Source organism: Candidatus Avelusimicrobium aviculae (assembly GCF_949292495.1).
Lineage (GTDB): Bacteria > Elusimicrobiota > Elusimicrobia > Elusimicrobiales > Elusimicrobiaceae > Avelusimicrobium > Avelusimicrobium aviculae.
The window spans coordinates 13,514-28,259 of sequence record NZ_CASEZB010000001.1 but is presented as its reverse complement, the minus strand read 5'-3'; the positions used below and the strand labels follow the sequence as shown (position 1 = coordinate 28,259).

Sequence of the window (14,746 nt, the reverse complement as noted above, 5' to 3'; positions counted from 1 at the left end):
GGATACTTTGTATCCACGGTAGGGATAAACGAAGAACAAATACGAAAATATATAGATATGCAGGGAAAAGAAGATTTGGGGCGAACAATGAAATTGTTCGTATAGAAAGAAACCCCGGGCGTAAGCCCGGGGAGTTTCATGCGGAAACTTTTGATAAAAAACGCTTAGGCATTTAGGCCCAGTATCAAATAGGTCTAAAGTCTCTTGTTTCCACACCCCCTTTTTAGGATAATAAAAACATGAATATATCTTGGAGGAGCCTGGGGGCTTGTTTAGCGGTTATGCTGTATGTGCCGTGTTGTTGGGCGCAAAAAGACTCTTTTACCCGTGCGTTGCGTCAAGTTACCCGGCAGGTGGAGCAGTCTTCCCGGCCGCAAAGCGTGAAAAATGCCGCGGCTTCTCTGCTTCAGATGGAAAAAACGCTTGGCGGCAGCTGTGCGCGCGATATGTTTTCGGCTTCTTTTAAATCTCTTCCAGAGCGTCTTCCCCAGGAATTTACACAGCACAACGCCCAGTTACAGCAAAAAGCTTTACATAATTTTTTAGAAAAAGAAGCGTATCTTTCCTTACAAAAAGCCTCTGTTAATAAATCGGTGCTTTTTCAGCTGTATGATAGTGTTATCCCCTATGGCAAACTAATTCCTCCGTCTGCACGTGTGGTATTGGTGGGGGAAACGCATGAACAAAGACGCGTAATGCAGGAAGTTTTGTCTATGCTGGTGGATTATCAAAAAGCCCATCCGCAGAAAAAAGTGTATTATGCTTCTGAGTTTGTGGATGATTTGTCCGCGGAAGAAAACGGTTTTTACGCCATATCCAGAGAAGAAATAAACAAAGCCGTGCGTAAAAGGCCGTTTTACAGGCCTTATACAGAGTGGATTATTCGTTTCGGTACCCCGGTGGTTGGGCTGGAAAATCCGGTGGTTTCTGATCAGGCCATAGCTGAGGATTATACCCATAACGAGGGTTCTGACGCGTACCGGGTATGGTCTTCTCCCGCTGGGGTGGATAAAAGGAACAATTATTGGGCGCGCGTTATAAAAAATATTTTACAGAAAGATCCAAACGCGGTTGTTTTTGTGCATGCCGGGTTGGGCCACACTAATTACAATCAGCCGGGGTCGCTTGCTTTAAAGTTACGGGCCTACCAGCCTTTTGTGTTAGAATTTAATTATGCTTTAGGGGCTAATTTAAACGGCTTGATAGAGAAATATGCCCCCTTTCCCAAAAACATTAACCAATACCGCGCCCAATTGCGGGCCAGGGATGAGTTTAGTTTTTATAACTTGCTGGCGGTGCGTGTTATGCAGGATAAGCGTTGGGCGTTGGCGGTAGGGTGTGATATGCATGTGTTTTTCCATGACTGGGCATACTCTGCAAAATAGATTTTAATATTCATTAAATCCCGGGGAATTGCCCCGGGATTTTTTGTTTCGTTTGACGGGTTAAAAATAAAAACCCGGCTTTGCGGCCGGGTTTACAGGGGGTTTACAACGTTTGTTTAATGTTGCAAAACCAGGCACCGTGGGTAGTGCTGCCGGCCTTTTTAAGGAGGGGATTATCCGGCGTGAGGGTGCGGGTAATACGTTTGTTTTGACGGTATATGAAAGCAGCTTCTTTGGGAGAAAGATATACAATGTTCTCCTCTTGGGCAAAGGGGGCTGTATAAGGGAATTTTGCGCTGCCCTCGTGTGCGTGTCCAAACAATAAATTTTTAATTTTCTTATATGCTTTCATACTTACAGTATAGCCTTTGCGTCGCCGCGGGGCCAGGGCCATTGGGCCCGTCTTTGAAGGGATTTTGGACCTATGTAAAATGAGGCCTTTTGGCCCCGGTTTCTATGCTTTAAGAAAGCGGGAATTGGTATAATTTATATAAGGTTAGTTATGTCTATATTTTCTAAACTTTTTAAATTATTCCTTACCGTGGTATTGATGCCGCTGATACCTATGGCGTTGCTTCTTGTGTATTATCAGGAGCATTTAAAAGACAATATTTTGGAAACCCACGCTAACCTTGCCCAAATGGCTGCGTCTTCCATCAACCAACATATTGAAGATTTGGGGTGGCGTTTGTCTTTTGCCCAAAACGTGTCTGAAGCGTTGCAAAAATCACAAAGCCCTCAAGAGCTGTTACATAATGCCATGGCCGCCAATCCGGATTTTTTAATGCTGGCGGTGCTTGATAAAGAAGGAAAAGAAACCTACCGCGTGGGGGAAAAAGCTTTGTTGGCTAAAATACCCCCGCTGGATTTGTCGCAAGACGATTCTTTGCCGCAAGCGGGAAGCAATGACGTTTCCGTCAGCGGGTTTGAAGTGGTGGAAGGCCGCCCTATCAGTGAGTTTGTGTACACCATGCCCAATGGGGATTATTTGTACGGCATCGTCAGTTTTTTTGGTTTGCTTACCCGCATGCAGGAACAGCGCATAGGCCGCACGGGGCAGATTTATATTGTGGGGGAAGACGGTCAGTTCTTTTATGGGGAACATCAGCCCCGGCTGGGGATTGCGGCCGGAGAAATGAAGCGGATTTTTGAAGGGAAAGAACGCTTTATTAAAAGCTTAAAGGGAAAAGACTCTTCTTTTGTGGGGGCGTATGCGCCTACTCCTATTTGGGGCACCTATGCGGTGGTTCTTCAATTTAAAGACGAAGCTTTTCGCGCCATACACTACACAAATATCATTATTCTGCTGTTCATGCTTGCCATCGCCACGCTGGCTTATTTCGGCGCGCTTACTTTTGCGGAAAGCTTGGGTGAGCCCATTGCCGCTTTGGATAAAGCCGCTAAGGAAGTAAGCGAAGGAAACTTAGACCAAAAGATAGATGAAGACATCGGCTGGGGGGAATTTAAAAATTTAATTACTTCTTTTAATAAGATGACGGCCGATTTAAAGGATTACCAAGCGCTCCAGCTGCAAGCCCAGCTCAGCCAAATGAAAGAAGATTTATTCCGCGCCGTGGCGCATGATTTGCGCGCCCCGCTGCTTGGGTTGCAGGGATATATTTATATACTTTCCAGCGGCAAGGCCAGCCAAGAAGAAGAAAAAGAGTATTTGCGCTTAATGAGCCAGGCCGCCGCCAACTTATCCTCTTTGCTGGAAGATGTGCTGGACGTTTCCCGTTTGGAAGCCGGCATGTTGAACCCTTCTTTTAAAGAAGTGGATTTGCAGAAACTGGCGCGGGAGGCGGCCGATACGGTGGCTCCCTCCGCGCAGGAAAAAAAGCTGGAACTGACGGTACAAGTGCCTTCCGTTTCCTTGCAGGCGGACGAAAAACTGCTTCGCCGGGTACTGGTGAATTTGCTTTCCAACGCCATCAAATTTACCCAAGAGGGTTTTGTGCGTTTGGAAGCGAAGAAAGAAAAGAGAGGGGTTTCCATCACCGTGCAGGACAGCGGTATGGGTATTGACCCGAAAGACCAGCAAACCATTTTTGAAAAATACCATCAAGTCCGTTCGGATTCCCGCGGGTACGGCCTGGGCTTATTTATCAGCAGGCAGATTGTCTGCGCGCACGGCGGGGATATTCAAGTATCATCCGAACCCGGCAAAGGCAGCACTTTTACCGTGCTCCTGCCGAAGGAGAAAAAATGATAGTTTTTTGGCGTCTGTTTTTGGCGTACTATTTGGCTGATTTTGCCCTATACGGCAAACGGTTTTATTCCTATGGCACAAGCCACCCCTGGAAAGCCGCCGCCGCGCGCGGCGTGTTGTTTTTTCTGCTGGCATTGGCTTTGTGTTGGCAATACTTGAATATGCAGTGGTCTTTCTTTGGTTTGGCGCATATACGGGGCTGGGGCGCGTTGTTCCCCATTACGGCTTTGTATATATTTTCGGACGGGTGGTTTAAGTTGAGCGGGGCGCACAAATATCATAATACATTGTCTTTTGTGCTGCACGATTTGTTTAATTTGCTTGTATTGTTTTTGGCGGTGCCTTTTCGCGCGCTGTATGATATGGGCAGTTTTTTTGCTGAAACCTGGGTGATTTTCTTTGTGGGGTTATTGTTTGTTACCAAAGTGCTGGGCAATTTTATTTTTTGCGTGGAAAAAGATTTATACGGGCGCGATTTTCCCACCATGGACGAACATTGGATTATGATGCTTATGCGCGCCATTTTCTTTTTAACGGGTCTTTTGGCGGGCTGGCGCTGTTTGTTTTTTATGTCCGCCTGTTGGGTGGCGGTTATTTACGCGCGCAGAATACGCTTGATGGATATTTCTTCCTTTGCGTTTTATTTTGGTTTTGGCGTAACGTGTGTGGTAAGCTGGCTGGTGCATTGGCGGGTTTATTTAAATTGGTGAAACTATGTATTTAACGGACGCTAAATTTGCTTGTCTGGATACGGAAACCACCGGCCTTTCCCCGCTGGAAGGCGGAAAGATTTGCGAGATTGCCGTTTCCGTTACCCACCAAGGAGAGGTGGTGGAAGAGTTTTCTACCCTGTTAAACCCCGGTATGCCCATGAGCCCGGAGGTCATCAATATCCATGGCATTACCAATGAAATGGTGGCGGACGCCCCGTCTTTTGCGGAAGTGGCCCCCAAACTGCTTTCGTTATTGGACGGCTGCGTATTGGTGGCCCACAACGCGGATTTTGACCTTGGTTTTTTACGCGAGGAGTTTGCTTCCTGCGGTTTTAGGCTGCCGGATAATCCCGTGTTGGATACGCTTAAACTGTGCCGAAAAAGCGGACGGTTTGCCAAAAATAATTTGGGCTGCGTAGCCCAGCAGCTGGGCATTAACTGCCAAGGCTGGCACCGGGCCATGGCCGATACAAAAATGGCGGAACAGATTTTTTATTATTTCTTAAACCGTTTGTACGCCCGCGGCGTGCACACGGTGGAGGATTTGCAAAAATTTCAGTTTAAGAAGTGGACGGAACTGATTTGTACTGATAAGGAGAGTATAGTATGAAAAAAGTAGTGCTTATTATTCGTGACGGGTGGGGTAACGCCAAGCCCGGCAAATACAATGCGGTGTCTAACGCCAAGACGCCCAATATGGACAAATATTTAAAAGAATATCCGCATACGCAAATTGAAGCTTCCGGCGAGCAGGTCGGCCTGCCGGCGGGGTATATGGGCTCTTCGGAAGTGGGCCACTTAAACATGGGGGCTGGGCGCATTGTGGTGCAGGAACTTAAACGTTTAAAAGACACCATTGAGGACGGCTCTTTATTTCAGTCCGCCGCTTTCAGCGCGTGCATAGACAACTGCCTTAAAAACAACAAACCCCTGCATGTGATGGGGTTGGTGCAGGATGAAGGCGTTCACGCCCATCAGGATCACTTGCACGCCATTATGAAATACGCCGCCGAAAAAGGCATTAAAAATGTATACATCCATTTCTTTTCCGACGGGCGCGACACGCCTCCCCAAAGTGCGCTTGGTTTTATCCGCACGCTGGAACAAAAAATTAAGGAATACGGCGTAGGCCAAATCGCCACTATCCAAGGCCGTTACTACGCCATGGATCGCGGCGAAGACTGGAGCCTGACCGATAAAGCCTATAATTTAATTGTACACGCCCAGGGTTTGCACGGCGCTACCGCCGAAGAAGTAGTGGCCGAAGATTACAAAACCATGAAAACGCCGGACGGCGGCCCCATGGTGGACGAATATATTCCGCCTACTGTATTGGGGAATTATAAAGGAATGGAGCCCGGCTCCAGCGTGGTTTTCTTTAACTTCCGGCAGGACCGCGCCATCCAGCTCACCCGCGCGTTTATTGACGATAATTACCCGGGCCGCCGCGGCGAACGCGTCCCCTGCGTATACTGCGGCTTAACCAAATATTATGACGCTTTCCCCTTTAACGCTTTGCCTTCCATGACGGACGGCGGCGGCATGAACAATTTGCTGGGGGAAGTGATTTCCAAAGCCGGTTTAAAACAGCTCCGCTTGGCGGAAACGCAAAAGTTCAAACACGTAACTTCCTTTTTTAACGGGAAATTGATTAAGCCCTATCCCGGGGAAGACCGCATAGAAATTAAAGGCCGTTTTGACCCGGCCACTTTTGCCGAACACCCGGAAATGGAAGCTTATATTGTAAAGGACGAAGCCCTCAAACAAATCGCTTCCCAAAAGTATGACTTTATCGTCATCAACTTTGCCAACTGCGATATGGTGGGCCATACGGGCAATTTGCAATCCGTTATTAAAGCGGTGGAAACGGTGGACGAATGCACCGGCGCGGTGGCGGAAGCGGCTTTAGCCAAGGATTACGACGTATTCATCACGGCAGACCACGGCAACGCCGAAGAAATGTGGGACGAAAAAATCAACATGCCCAAAACCGCTCACACCACCAACTTGGTGGATTTTGTGTATTTGAGCAAAGACCACAAAAACGCCGTTATGCAGCCCGCAGGCAACCTGGGGGATATTGCCGTAACGGTGCTGGACGTGATGGGGCTTGAAAAACCGGCCGATATGACGGCTAAAAGCTTGATCGCTTCCAAATAGTTTAGGTTGCAACAGCAAAAAAGGGGCCTTAACGGGCCCCTTTTTTGCGGGTTATTCCTATAAAAAGCTACAATACGGTTATGGAACAATACCTAAAAGTAAAAGTGCACGCGGGGGAGAAAAAGAACCGTTTGGAGGTAAAATCTCCGGATAGTTTTGAGGTTTGGGTAAAAGCCCCCGCGCAGGAAGGCCGCGCCAATGAGGCCGTGCGCACTCTTTTGGCGCAGCACTTGGGGGTGTCGGAAAATAAGCTTTCCCTTATTAAAGGCGCCGCCAGCCCGGCCAAAATTTTTTTAAAACGCCCGTAAAGGGCCGTTTTTTTGTATAATAATTATAAGGAAGGAATTGCCGCGGCCACTGGTGAAAAGGCGCCGGAAAGATATTCCCTAAAGCCAAAACGGGGTGATAAACCGCCCCGCAGAGGTTTTTTGACTTAACAAAAACAAACATAAAAATAGTATAATCAGTATATGAGAACTTACGAAACTGTAACGATAGTTAAACCCCAACTCTCCGACGGAGAAGTGGGCGAATTCGTGACGAAAGCCAAAGAGCTCATCACGAAAAACGGTGGAGAAGTAACCAGCGAAGAAAAACTGGGCAGAAGAAAATTCACCCATGAAGTGAACCACGTTCGCGATGGTTTCTATCTCTATCTCAAATTCAAGGCTAATCCTGAATTTATCGGCACCTGGAACGAAGCAATGAAACTTAATGAAAAAGTTCTTCGCTCTATGGTGATGCTGGCTAATGAAATTAAAGCAAAGCCGGCCGTTGCTACCAAATAAAAGGACCTTATGACGGCACAAATCAGATTACCGGAACAGAACCTGGTGCTTTTGGCGGGCAGACTGACGCGGGACCCCAATGTGGCGTTTACGCAAAAAGGTCAGGCCGTCTGCCGTTTTGATATCGCGGTAAACCGCAGATATCTGGACAATACCAACAACGAATGGAAAGACGATGTGGTTTATGTTCCCGTAGTGGTTTGGGGCCCCACGGCCGAACGTTGTAAGGACCGGGTCAAAAAAGGCACGCCTGTCTATGTGGAAGGCCGCCTGACCAGCAGCGAATATACCGATAAAGCGACAGGCCAAACCCGCAGATCCATGCAGGTAACCGCCCGCCGTATTCAGATATTGGAATCCAACGTTGCAGGCTCCGGCTCGTACGGTGCTGCAACCCAGGGAGACGCTTCCAGCGCGGATGTTGAACCCGTGATGGAAGATGACGTCCCTTTTTAACCAACACCCATTTAAGAGGGAAAAATAATGTCAGAAGAAATTAAAACCCCCGCCACTAATACCGCCGCGCCGGCTGCTGCCGCCAAAACGGAACGCCCGGCCCGCCCGTATATGGCTAAGAAGCGTTTTGAAAGCAGAAGAAAAGTTTGCAAAGTCTGCGCTGAAAAAATTGACAATGTAGACTATAAGAACTTCCAATTCGTAAAGTCTTTCACTATGGAAAGCGGCAAAATTTTGTCCCGCCGCATTACCGGTACCTGCGCCAAACACCAGCGCCAGATTACCAAAGCCGTAAAGAGAGACCGGAATTTGGCCATCTTGCCGTATTCCCTGCCTAAGAAATAAGGAGCCGCACCATGAAAGTAATCTTAAGACAAAATGTTAAAAACTTGGGCATGACCGGTGATATCGTAGAGGTAAAACCCGGCTACGCGCGCAACTATTTGGTGCCGCACCGCATGGCGGAACTGGCTACCGAAGGCGCCATTAAGAACTGGCAGTTAGGCGCTGAACGCCGTGCCAAACGCATTGAAGCGGAATTGGCTGAAGCCCGCGCCATTGCCGAAAAGCTGACCGGCGTGGTATTGCCTTTCACCAAAACCGTCAACAGCGACGGTGTTGTATTCGGTTCCGTAAACAAAGCGGATATCTTTAAAGCGTTAACCGCTTTGGGCCACAATATCGCTAAAGACTCCATTGAGCTCAACATGCCTATTAAAGCCCTGGGCGAAACCGAAGTGGGCATTTACTTAAAACCCACGGTAACCGCCAAAATTACGGTAAAAATTGAAGCGCTTACCGAAGTGGAACCTAAAATCGCCGACGCCAAAGCCGAAGAAAAAACCGAAGCCACGGCCGAAGCCAAATAACAGTTCGTTAAGTTTATCATTAAAACCCCGCCAATCGGCGGGGTTTTTCTTGTTTAAAAAACGTTTTATACTCACCCGTAGGGCAATTTAATTTCCAAAAAGAAGTCCATGCTTTGCATGGTCCCGGCCCGGTTTTGGGAGGTGTTACTCCCAGCAGGCCGTTGGCCCAAGGAGCCGCGGTTTTATAATCTGCTAAAACCTCTCGTTAATTCAAGCGGATATTTTAGAGGCTAACATATTTTGGTTTAAGCGCCGGGAGTTTTGGCGTATTGGGGAACCGTATTCATAAGAATATCTTGCCGGAAGTTAGGCCTTGCTTATGGGGGGCAAGCCTTTTAAGTATAACAAGAATAAGAACGGTTTTTATGAAACGGGGGGTGTGGTATATGAAACCCAATTTGTATTTATTTAAGCAGAAAGGCAAACAAAAACCCCGCCGTTTGGGCGGGGTTTTGTGTGTAGGATAAATATTAATGTACGCCGTGCATCCATTTTTTAATGCCTTTCATGCAAAGCATTAAAATGCCCGATACCAACAGCGGCACAATCACCAGCCACAGGAAAAACTGCACGTTGCTGATTTTTTGAAAATAGCCGGAGTATACCCCCGCCAATTTGTTGGCCGCCGCGTTGGATAAAAACCACATGCCCATCAGCAAAGACACCAGTCTTGCCGGCGCCAACTTGGTCACCATGGATTTGCCCACCGGGGAAATGCACAGTTCGCTAAACGTATGGAACAAATAGGCAAAAGCCAAATAGAACAGGCTTATTTTTGCGTTTCCTATTAAGGCAAACGCGCCCAGCACCATAATGGCAAACCCAATAGCCAGCAACCATAAAGAAATGACAAACTTGGCCGGGGTGGAGGGTTCTTTGCCTTTTTTAGCCAGCGCCAGCCAAATTTTGGAAAATACCGGCGCGAAAATCACAATATACAGCGGGTTTAAAGACTGGAACCAGTTGGCGGGTATTTCCCACGTTTTGCCAAACAGGTGGATGACGCGGTCCGTATATTCATAAGCAAACAGGTTTAAAGCCGCGCCGGCCTGCTCAAACGCCGCCCAAAAGAAAATGGTGAAAAACGCCATAATGCCAATAACGGCAATTTGTTGTTTTTCCGTTTTGGTGAGGGGTTGGGTCCCTTCGGATTTTTTGCCTTTTACATTACGCATATAGAATAGGTATACAATAGCCAATATGGCAAATAAAATCCAAGCTAAAGCGTGCAGCCCCGTTAAATACAGGGCTACCAGCGCGGCGGAGCCCGCCAGCGCCCAAATGGCCGGGTCTTTATAAAACACCGGTTTTTTGGTGGGGGGGAGGCCTACGCCCGGCATGAATTTTTTGTATCCCAGTAAAAAGAGCACTAGGCCGATAATCATGCCCGCGCCGGCAATCCAAAACGCTGCGGCATAGTTGTCCGCCAGCGCAAAGGAGCCTACCGCCAATGGGCCAAAAAACGCGCCGATGTTGACGCTCATATAAAAAATAGTAAATCCGCCGTCTCTGCGGGGGTCGTTCTTTTCATACAGTTGGCCTACAATGGCGGTAATATTGGGTTTAAAAAAGCCGTTTCCTAATATAATACAGCCCATGGCGGCGTATAACATGCCCAGGCTGGGTACGCTCATTACAAACATACCGCCCGCAATAAACAAGCCCCCTATTACGATAGCCCATTTTTGGCCTAAATACCTGTCCGCTAAAAAACCGCCCAACAGGGTGGATAAATAAACCAGGCTGGTAAATGTACCATATAGGTTGGAGGCGTTTTCTTTCCCCATTCCCAACAGGTAAACCATATACAGAATTAAAATACTGCGCATGGCGTAATAGCTAAAGCGTTCCCACATTTCCGTGGCAAATACAAGCCATAGGGCGGTGGGCTGCTTGTCCGATATTGCTTTTGCAGGCATGAAACCTCCTATAAAAGGATTAATTTTTAAATAAAAATATACTTTAGCAAATTTTGGGTATACTTGGCGTAAAAGGCGATTTTGATGCATAAAATTGCTACAATATTATGGCCGCGCCTTGCTGTATGCCGGGCGCTTGGTATGGATTTTTATTATTTAAGAGGTCTTATGCCTACAGCCGGAAACTTGTTGGAAGAAAAATTGCCGCCCCAAGCCTTGGACGCGGAAATGGCGGTGTTAGGTTCTATGTTAATGGAATCTGACGCGGTGGAAACCGCTTTGGAAATTCTGAAGCCGGAACATTTTTATAAAGACGCGCATAAAAAGATTTTTTCCGCCATGAAAGACCTGGCCGAAAAAGGCCAAGCGGTAGATTTGGTCACCCTTACCGAGGCGCTGAAAACTTCCGGCTTGCTGGCCAAGCTGGGCGGGGAAGTATATTTGACGGAACTGGTGGACAAAGTATCCACCGCCGCCCATGTGGAACATTATGCCAACATTGTTTATAAAAAATATGTCATTAGAGACCTTATCCGCACCTCTACCGCCTTGGTACAAAAATGCTACCAAGAGGCCGAAGACCCCCAACAGCTGATAGACGAAGCGGCAGACCAAATTTATAAATTGGGCCAAAAACAGAAATTGACGGGCTTTGTTTCCAGTAAAGACATGGCGCCTGAAGTGCTGGCTATGATCGAAAACGCCGCCAAAAACAAAAGCCCCATACAGGGCGTGCCCACGGGGCTGAGGGATTTTGATTATAAAACAGGCGGGTTTCGCAAGTCTGACTTGATTATTTTGGGCGCGCGCCCCAGCCAGGGTAAAACGGCTTTGGCTTTGAATATGGCGCATTTTGCCTGCGTAACCAAGGGTATTCCCGTGGCGATATTTTCGCTGGAAATGGGGCGCCACTCCTTGTTTGAACGTATGCTGGGCGCGGCGTCTATGACGGAAATCCACAAATTGCGCAACGGCTATTATGACCGCACCAAATGGGGGGATTTGCTTCGCGAATACAGTAAACTGGCGGAAGCGCCTATGTATATAGACGATACTTCCGGCATTACCATTACGGAAATACGCATGCGCTCTCGCCGTTTGGCAAGCGAACTGGCCAAACAAGGAAAGGAATTGGGCTTGATTGTAATAGACTATTTGCAGCTTATCCGCGGTTCCGGCCGCAGCGAAAGCCGCCAGCAGGAAGTGTCTGAAATTTCCCGCCAGTTGAAAGATTTGGCCCGCACGCTCAATGTGCCGGTGTTGGCTTTATCCCAGTTAAGCCGTAAAAATGAGGATAAAACCCGCCAGGATAACAAGCCCCAACTTTCCGATTTGCGCGAATCCGGCTCCATTGAGCAGGACGCCGATGTGGTGGCCCTTATCCACCGCGAAGGGTATTATAAGCGCGATGACGAAAGCCTTAAACGCAAAGCCACGCTGATTATTGCCAAGCAGCGTAACGGCCCGGTGGGAGATATTGAGCTGAATTTCTTTGGCGAATACACCTTATTTACCAATCCGGCCGATGATAATATGTCCGTGCCGCAAGATGTGGGGGTAAACCCCAATCTGTTACCGGAGTAAACGCCCATGTCTCTTCCTTTTTTGCGCCCCACGTGGGCAGAGGTAGATTTAAATAAATTTAAGGCCAACCTGCTAAAAGTGCGGGATATGGTGGGGCCGGATGTTAAAATTCTGGCTCTTCTAAAGGCCAATGCCTATGGGCACGGCGCGGTGGAACTGGGCAAATTCGCCGAAAAAAACTCCCTTTGCCAGTTTTTTGGTGTGGCATCGGTGGAAGAGGGGATGGAACTTCGCCAAGCGGGGCTGCAAATGCCCACATTGGTATTAGGCAGCATTTACCCGTTTGAAGCGTTTGAGTACGCCATTAAAAACCGTTTGGCGGTAACCATTGCCAGTATGGACGCGGCCCGCGCGGTGGCGGATGTCGCGGCTAAGACGGATGCCAAAGCTCTTTGCCATGTAAAGCAAGATACGGGCATGGGGCGCATTGGCACCCGGCGAGGCGAGGTATTACATATTTTGGAATTTTTGGATAAAAACCCCCATGTTATATTGGACGGGCTGTATACCCATTTATCCAGCGCGGATTGCGACCCGGACTATACCGAAGAACAAATAGGTTATTTCCGTGATACGCTTACCGGAGTCAGCCTGCAGGGGTTGCATATTAACACGTGCCACCTTTCCGCCACGCCGGGCATGATGCGCAGGCCGGATACCTTTTTTGACATGGTTCGTCCCGGCCATGCGGAGTTTGGGTTGGAAAAAGGGTTTGAGCCTATTCTGTCTTTAAAAACGCGCATTGTGTACGTAAAAGACGTGGCCGAAGGAGCCAGCCTGAGTTACGGGCGCAGTTTCATTTGCCCTAAAGCCATGCGGGTGGCTACTATCCCGCTGGGATATGGGGACGGATTTTTAAGAAGTTTATCCAATAAGGCGCAGGTACTGGTGCGCGGGCGGCGCTGCCGGGTGTTGGGAAACATCACCATGGACATGTGCATGATTGACATTACGGACGTTCCCGGCGCAACGGTGGGGGACGAGGTAACCGTAACCGGCAAGCAGGGGGAAGAAGAAATCCGCTTCAGCGAGCTGGCCCAACTGGCGGGCACGATTGATTATGAGTTAACCACCCTCATTATGCCCCGTGTGCCGAGGTTCTACAAAGAATAATGTTTACATTAATAGGAAAACACATAGATAATTTACTTACGCAAACCGGCGGCGCGGCGGAGATGATACGCTCCGTGCTGTTTTGGCTGGGGCGTTCCCGTTTTGAGTTTAAGCAGACGGTGGAACAAAGCGTAAGCATAGGGGTGGATTCTTTTGGCGTGACGGCGTTGACCAGCTTGTTTACGGGCATGGTGCTTGCTTTGCAGGCGGGAAATACCATCGGCAATATTTTTGGAGACCCTATTTTTGTGGGCACTATTGTTTCATTTTCCTTAATACGTGAGCTGGGCCCCGTGTTGACCGGGGTGGTTATTTCCGGCCGGGCCGGCGCGGCGGTAACGGCGCACATAGGCACCATGGCGGTAACGGAACAGCTGGACGCTTTATATACGCTGGGCACCAACCCCACCCGGTATTTGGTTATTCCGCGGTTGTTTGCTTTTTTGCTTACCATGCCGGTTTTAACGGTATTTTCCAACGTGTTTGGGGTAATAGGCGGGTATTTGGTGGCGGCGTATGCGCTGGGTGTTCCCGGGGAAGTGTATTTTACGGATATCACTACTTTTATGGGCGTAAAAGATTTTATGCATGGCTTTATCAAGTCTTTCATTTTTGCGTTTATGATTGCCACCGTATGCTGTTACAAAGGTGTCAGTACGCGCGGCGGAGCGGAGGGGGTGGGCAAATCCACCACCGGGGCCGTGGTAACCACCATTGTGCTTATTTTGGTGTTGGACTATTTTTTAACGGCTATTTTAACGGCTTTTGGAATTTAAATGATAGAAATTATAGATTTAAAAAAGAATTTTGGCCCCAAGCAAGTGTTAAAAGACGTCAACTTAAAAATAGAAGACGGCACGGTAACCTGTATTTTGGGTGGTTCCGGCTCCGGCAAAAGCACATTAATAAAGTGTTTGGTGCGTTTGGAGCAGGCCACTGGCGGGCGCATTTTGGTGGACGGGAAAGACGTTACCAAAATTAACAGCGAAGTAAAACTGGCCGCCATCCGCCGTCATTTTGGGTATTTGTTTCAGGACGGGGCGTTGTTTGACTCTATGACCGTGGGGGAAAACGTGGCTTTTGGTTTAAAATATTTAACCGATGTCCCCCCGGCGGATTATGCCAAAGTGGTAAAAGAAAAATTGGCGCTGGTAGGCTTAAAGGATGTGGAGCATTTAAACCCCAGCGAGCTTTCCGGCGGTATGCGCAAGCGCGTGTCTTTGGCGCGGGTGCTAGCCATCAGCCCCAAATGTATTTTATACGATGAGCCCACCACCGGGCTGGACCCTATTATGTCTGACATCATCAGCGAGTTGATATTAGACTTAAAACGCAAACTGGGAGTTACATCGGTAGTGATTACGCATGATATGAACTCCGCCTTTAAAATTGCGGATAAAATCGCTTTTTTGTATGAAGGACGTATTTTAATGGAAGGTTCTCCGGACGAGCTGCGCCATACGGACAATCCGTATGTAAAACAGTTTGTAAGCGGCAGCAGCCATGGGCCTATCCAAATGAAAATCATGAAGGATTAAAAGCCGTTTTAA

Annotated in this window: 16 protein-coding genes; 14 read left to right on the top strand and 2 right to left on the bottom strand. The window is 48.2% G+C overall.

The genetic code is table 11. From position 1 onward, the window contains the following. The first annotated feature begins 239 nt into the window (after positions 1–239). Positions 240–1,385, top strand: coding sequence for a hypothetical protein (locus ACQY33_RS00145; protein WP_428073051.1), 1,146 nt, complete (start codon positions 240–242; stop codon positions 1,383–1,385). Between the two features lie 103 nt (positions 1,386–1,488). Here the strand turns inward: ACQY33_RS00145 and ACQY33_RS00140 are convergent, their stop codons facing one another. After that, positions 1,489–1,737 carry a hypothetical protein gene (locus tag ACQY33_RS00140; protein WP_428073049.1) on the bottom strand — a complete coding sequence of 83 codons (249 nt, stop codon included), beginning with the start codon at positions 1,735–1,737 and terminating at the stop codon, positions 1,489–1,491. Positions 1,738–1,887: 150 nt separating this feature from the next. On the opposite strand from ACQY33_RS00140, the gene ACQY33_RS00135 reads away from it, so the two are divergent. The 9 genes from ACQY33_RS00135 (at position 1,888) to rplI (ending at position 8,580) form a co-directional block, all read left to right on the top strand. After that, positions 1,888–3,594 (top strand): ATP-binding protein, encoded by a 1,707-nt coding sequence (locus ACQY33_RS00135; protein ID WP_428073047.1) that lies wholly within the window; start codon positions 1,888–1,890, stop codon positions 3,592–3,594. Further along, on the top strand, positions 3,591–4,304 hold the full coding sequence (locus ACQY33_RS00130) for a hypothetical protein (protein WP_428073045.1): 714 nt from the start codon (positions 3,591–3,593) through the stop codon (positions 4,302–4,304). The genes ACQY33_RS00135 and ACQY33_RS00130 overlap by 4 nt, the downstream gene beginning before the upstream one ends. 4 nt (positions 4,305–4,308) lie before the next feature. Further along, on the top strand, positions 4,309–4,917 hold the full coding sequence (locus ACQY33_RS00125; protein ID WP_428073044.1) for a 3'-5' exonuclease: 609 nt from the start codon (positions 4,309–4,311) through the stop codon (positions 4,915–4,917). After that, positions 4,914–6,467 (top strand): 2,3-bisphosphoglycerate-independent phosphoglycerate mutase, encoded by a 1,554-nt coding sequence (gene gpmI, locus ACQY33_RS00120; protein ID WP_428073042.1) that lies wholly within the window; start codon positions 4,914–4,916, stop codon positions 6,465–6,467. Before ACQY33_RS00125 ends, gpmI begins: the two co-directional genes overlap by 4 nt. Positions 6,468–6,547: 80 nt before the next feature. After that, on the top strand, positions 6,548–6,775 hold the full coding sequence (locus ACQY33_RS00115; protein WP_428073040.1) for a DUF167 domain-containing protein: 228 nt from the start codon (positions 6,548–6,550) through the stop codon (positions 6,773–6,775). A gap of 162 nt (positions 6,776–6,937) precedes the next feature. Further along, positions 6,938–7,255: a 30S ribosomal protein S6 gene (rpsF, locus tag ACQY33_RS00110; protein ID WP_428073038.1), complete on the top strand. Its 318-nt coding sequence runs from the start codon at positions 6,938–6,940 to the stop codon at positions 7,253–7,255. 9 nt (positions 7,256–7,264) lie between these two features. Further along, positions 7,265–7,711 (top strand): single-stranded DNA-binding protein, encoded by a 447-nt coding sequence (locus tag ACQY33_RS00105; RefSeq protein WP_428073036.1) that lies wholly within the window; start codon positions 7,265–7,267, stop codon positions 7,709–7,711. Between the two features lie 27 nt (positions 7,712–7,738). Then, a complete protein-coding gene (rpsR, locus tag ACQY33_RS00100; protein WP_428073034.1) occupies positions 7,739–8,056 on the top strand; it encodes a 30S ribosomal protein S18 in 318 nt (105 codons plus the stop codon). An 11-nt stretch (positions 8,057–8,067) separates the two neighbouring features. Beyond that, a complete protein-coding gene (gene rplI, locus ACQY33_RS00095) occupies positions 8,068–8,580 on the top strand; it encodes a 50S ribosomal protein L9 (RefSeq protein WP_428073032.1) in 513 nt (170 codons plus the stop codon). 470 nt (positions 8,581–9,050) lie between these two features. On the opposite strand, the gene ACQY33_RS00090 is transcribed toward rplI, so the two are convergent. Continuing rightward, a complete protein-coding gene (locus ACQY33_RS00090; RefSeq protein ID WP_428073030.1) occupies positions 9,051–10,499 on the bottom strand; it encodes a peptide MFS transporter in 1,449 nt (482 codons plus the stop codon). 168 nt (positions 10,500–10,667) lie between these two features. On the opposite strand from ACQY33_RS00090, the gene dnaB reads away from it, so the two are divergent. From dnaB to ACQY33_RS00070, 4 genes are read left to right on the top strand one after another with little or no spacing between them, the layout of a single operon-like run. Next, positions 10,668–12,083, top strand: a complete 1,416-nt coding sequence (dnaB, locus tag ACQY33_RS00085; protein ID WP_428073028.1) for a replicative DNA helicase — start codon at positions 10,668–10,670, stop codon at positions 12,081–12,083. A gap of 6 nt (positions 12,084–12,089) precedes the next feature. Beyond that, a complete protein-coding gene (gene alr, locus ACQY33_RS00080) occupies positions 12,090–13,196 on the top strand; it encodes an alanine racemase (protein WP_428073026.1) in 1,107 nt (368 codons plus the stop codon). Further along, positions 13,196–13,972 (top strand): MlaE family ABC transporter permease, encoded by a 777-nt coding sequence (locus ACQY33_RS00075; RefSeq protein ID WP_428073024.1) that lies wholly within the window; start codon positions 13,196–13,198, stop codon positions 13,970–13,972. The genes alr and ACQY33_RS00075 overlap by 1 nt, the downstream gene beginning before the upstream one ends. Next, positions 13,973–14,734, top strand: a complete 762-nt coding sequence (locus ACQY33_RS00070) for an ABC transporter ATP-binding protein (protein WP_428073022.1) — start codon at positions 13,973–13,975, stop codon at positions 14,732–14,734. The last annotated feature ends 12 nt before the right edge of the window (positions 14,735–14,746 follow it).

Coding starts and splice junctions, on each gene's coding strand:
- rpsR (WP_428073034.1), top strand. CDS start 7,739: ATGTCAGAAGAAATTAAAACCCCCGCCACTAATACCGCCGCGCCGGCT.
- ACQY33_RS00135 (WP_428073047.1), top strand. CDS start 1,888: ATGTCTATATTTTCTAAACTTTTTAAATTATTCCTTACCGTGGTATTG.
- ACQY33_RS00075 (WP_428073024.1), top strand. CDS start 13,196: ATGTTTACATTAATAGGAAAACACATAGATAATTTACTTACGCAAACC.
- rplI (WP_428073032.1), top strand. CDS start 8,068: ATGAAAGTAATCTTAAGACAAAATGTTAAAAACTTGGGCATGACCGGT.
- ACQY33_RS00105 (WP_428073036.1), top strand. CDS start 7,265: ATGACGGCACAAATCAGATTACCGGAACAGAACCTGGTGCTTTTGGCG.
- dnaB (WP_428073028.1), top strand. CDS start 10,668: ATGCCTACAGCCGGAAACTTGTTGGAAGAAAAATTGCCGCCCCAAGCC.
- ACQY33_RS00140 (WP_428073049.1), bottom strand. CDS start 1,737: ATGAAAGCATATAAGAAAATTAAAAATTTATTGTTTGGACACGCACAC.
- ACQY33_RS00145 (WP_428073051.1), top strand. CDS start 240: ATGAATATATCTTGGAGGAGCCTGGGGGCTTGTTTAGCGGTTATGCTG.
- alr (WP_428073026.1), top strand. CDS start 12,090: ATGTCTCTTCCTTTTTTGCGCCCCACGTGGGCAGAGGTAGATTTAAAT.
- gpmI (WP_428073042.1), top strand. CDS start 4,914: ATGAAAAAAGTAGTGCTTATTATTCGTGACGGGTGGGGTAACGCCAAG.
- ACQY33_RS00130 (WP_428073045.1), top strand. CDS start 3,591: ATGATAGTTTTTTGGCGTCTGTTTTTGGCGTACTATTTGGCTGATTTT.
- ACQY33_RS00125 (WP_428073044.1), top strand. CDS start 4,309: ATGTATTTAACGGACGCTAAATTTGCTTGTCTGGATACGGAAACCACC.
- ACQY33_RS00115 (WP_428073040.1), top strand. CDS start 6,548: ATGGAACAATACCTAAAAGTAAAAGTGCACGCGGGGGAGAAAAAGAAC.
- rpsF (WP_428073038.1), top strand. CDS start 6,938: ATGAGAACTTACGAAACTGTAACGATAGTTAAACCCCAACTCTCCGAC.
- ACQY33_RS00070 (WP_428073022.1), top strand. CDS start 13,973: ATGATAGAAATTATAGATTTAAAAAAGAATTTTGGCCCCAAGCAAGTG.
- ACQY33_RS00090 (WP_428073030.1), bottom strand. CDS start 10,499: ATGCCTGCAAAAGCAATATCGGACAAGCAGCCCACCGCCCTATGGCTT.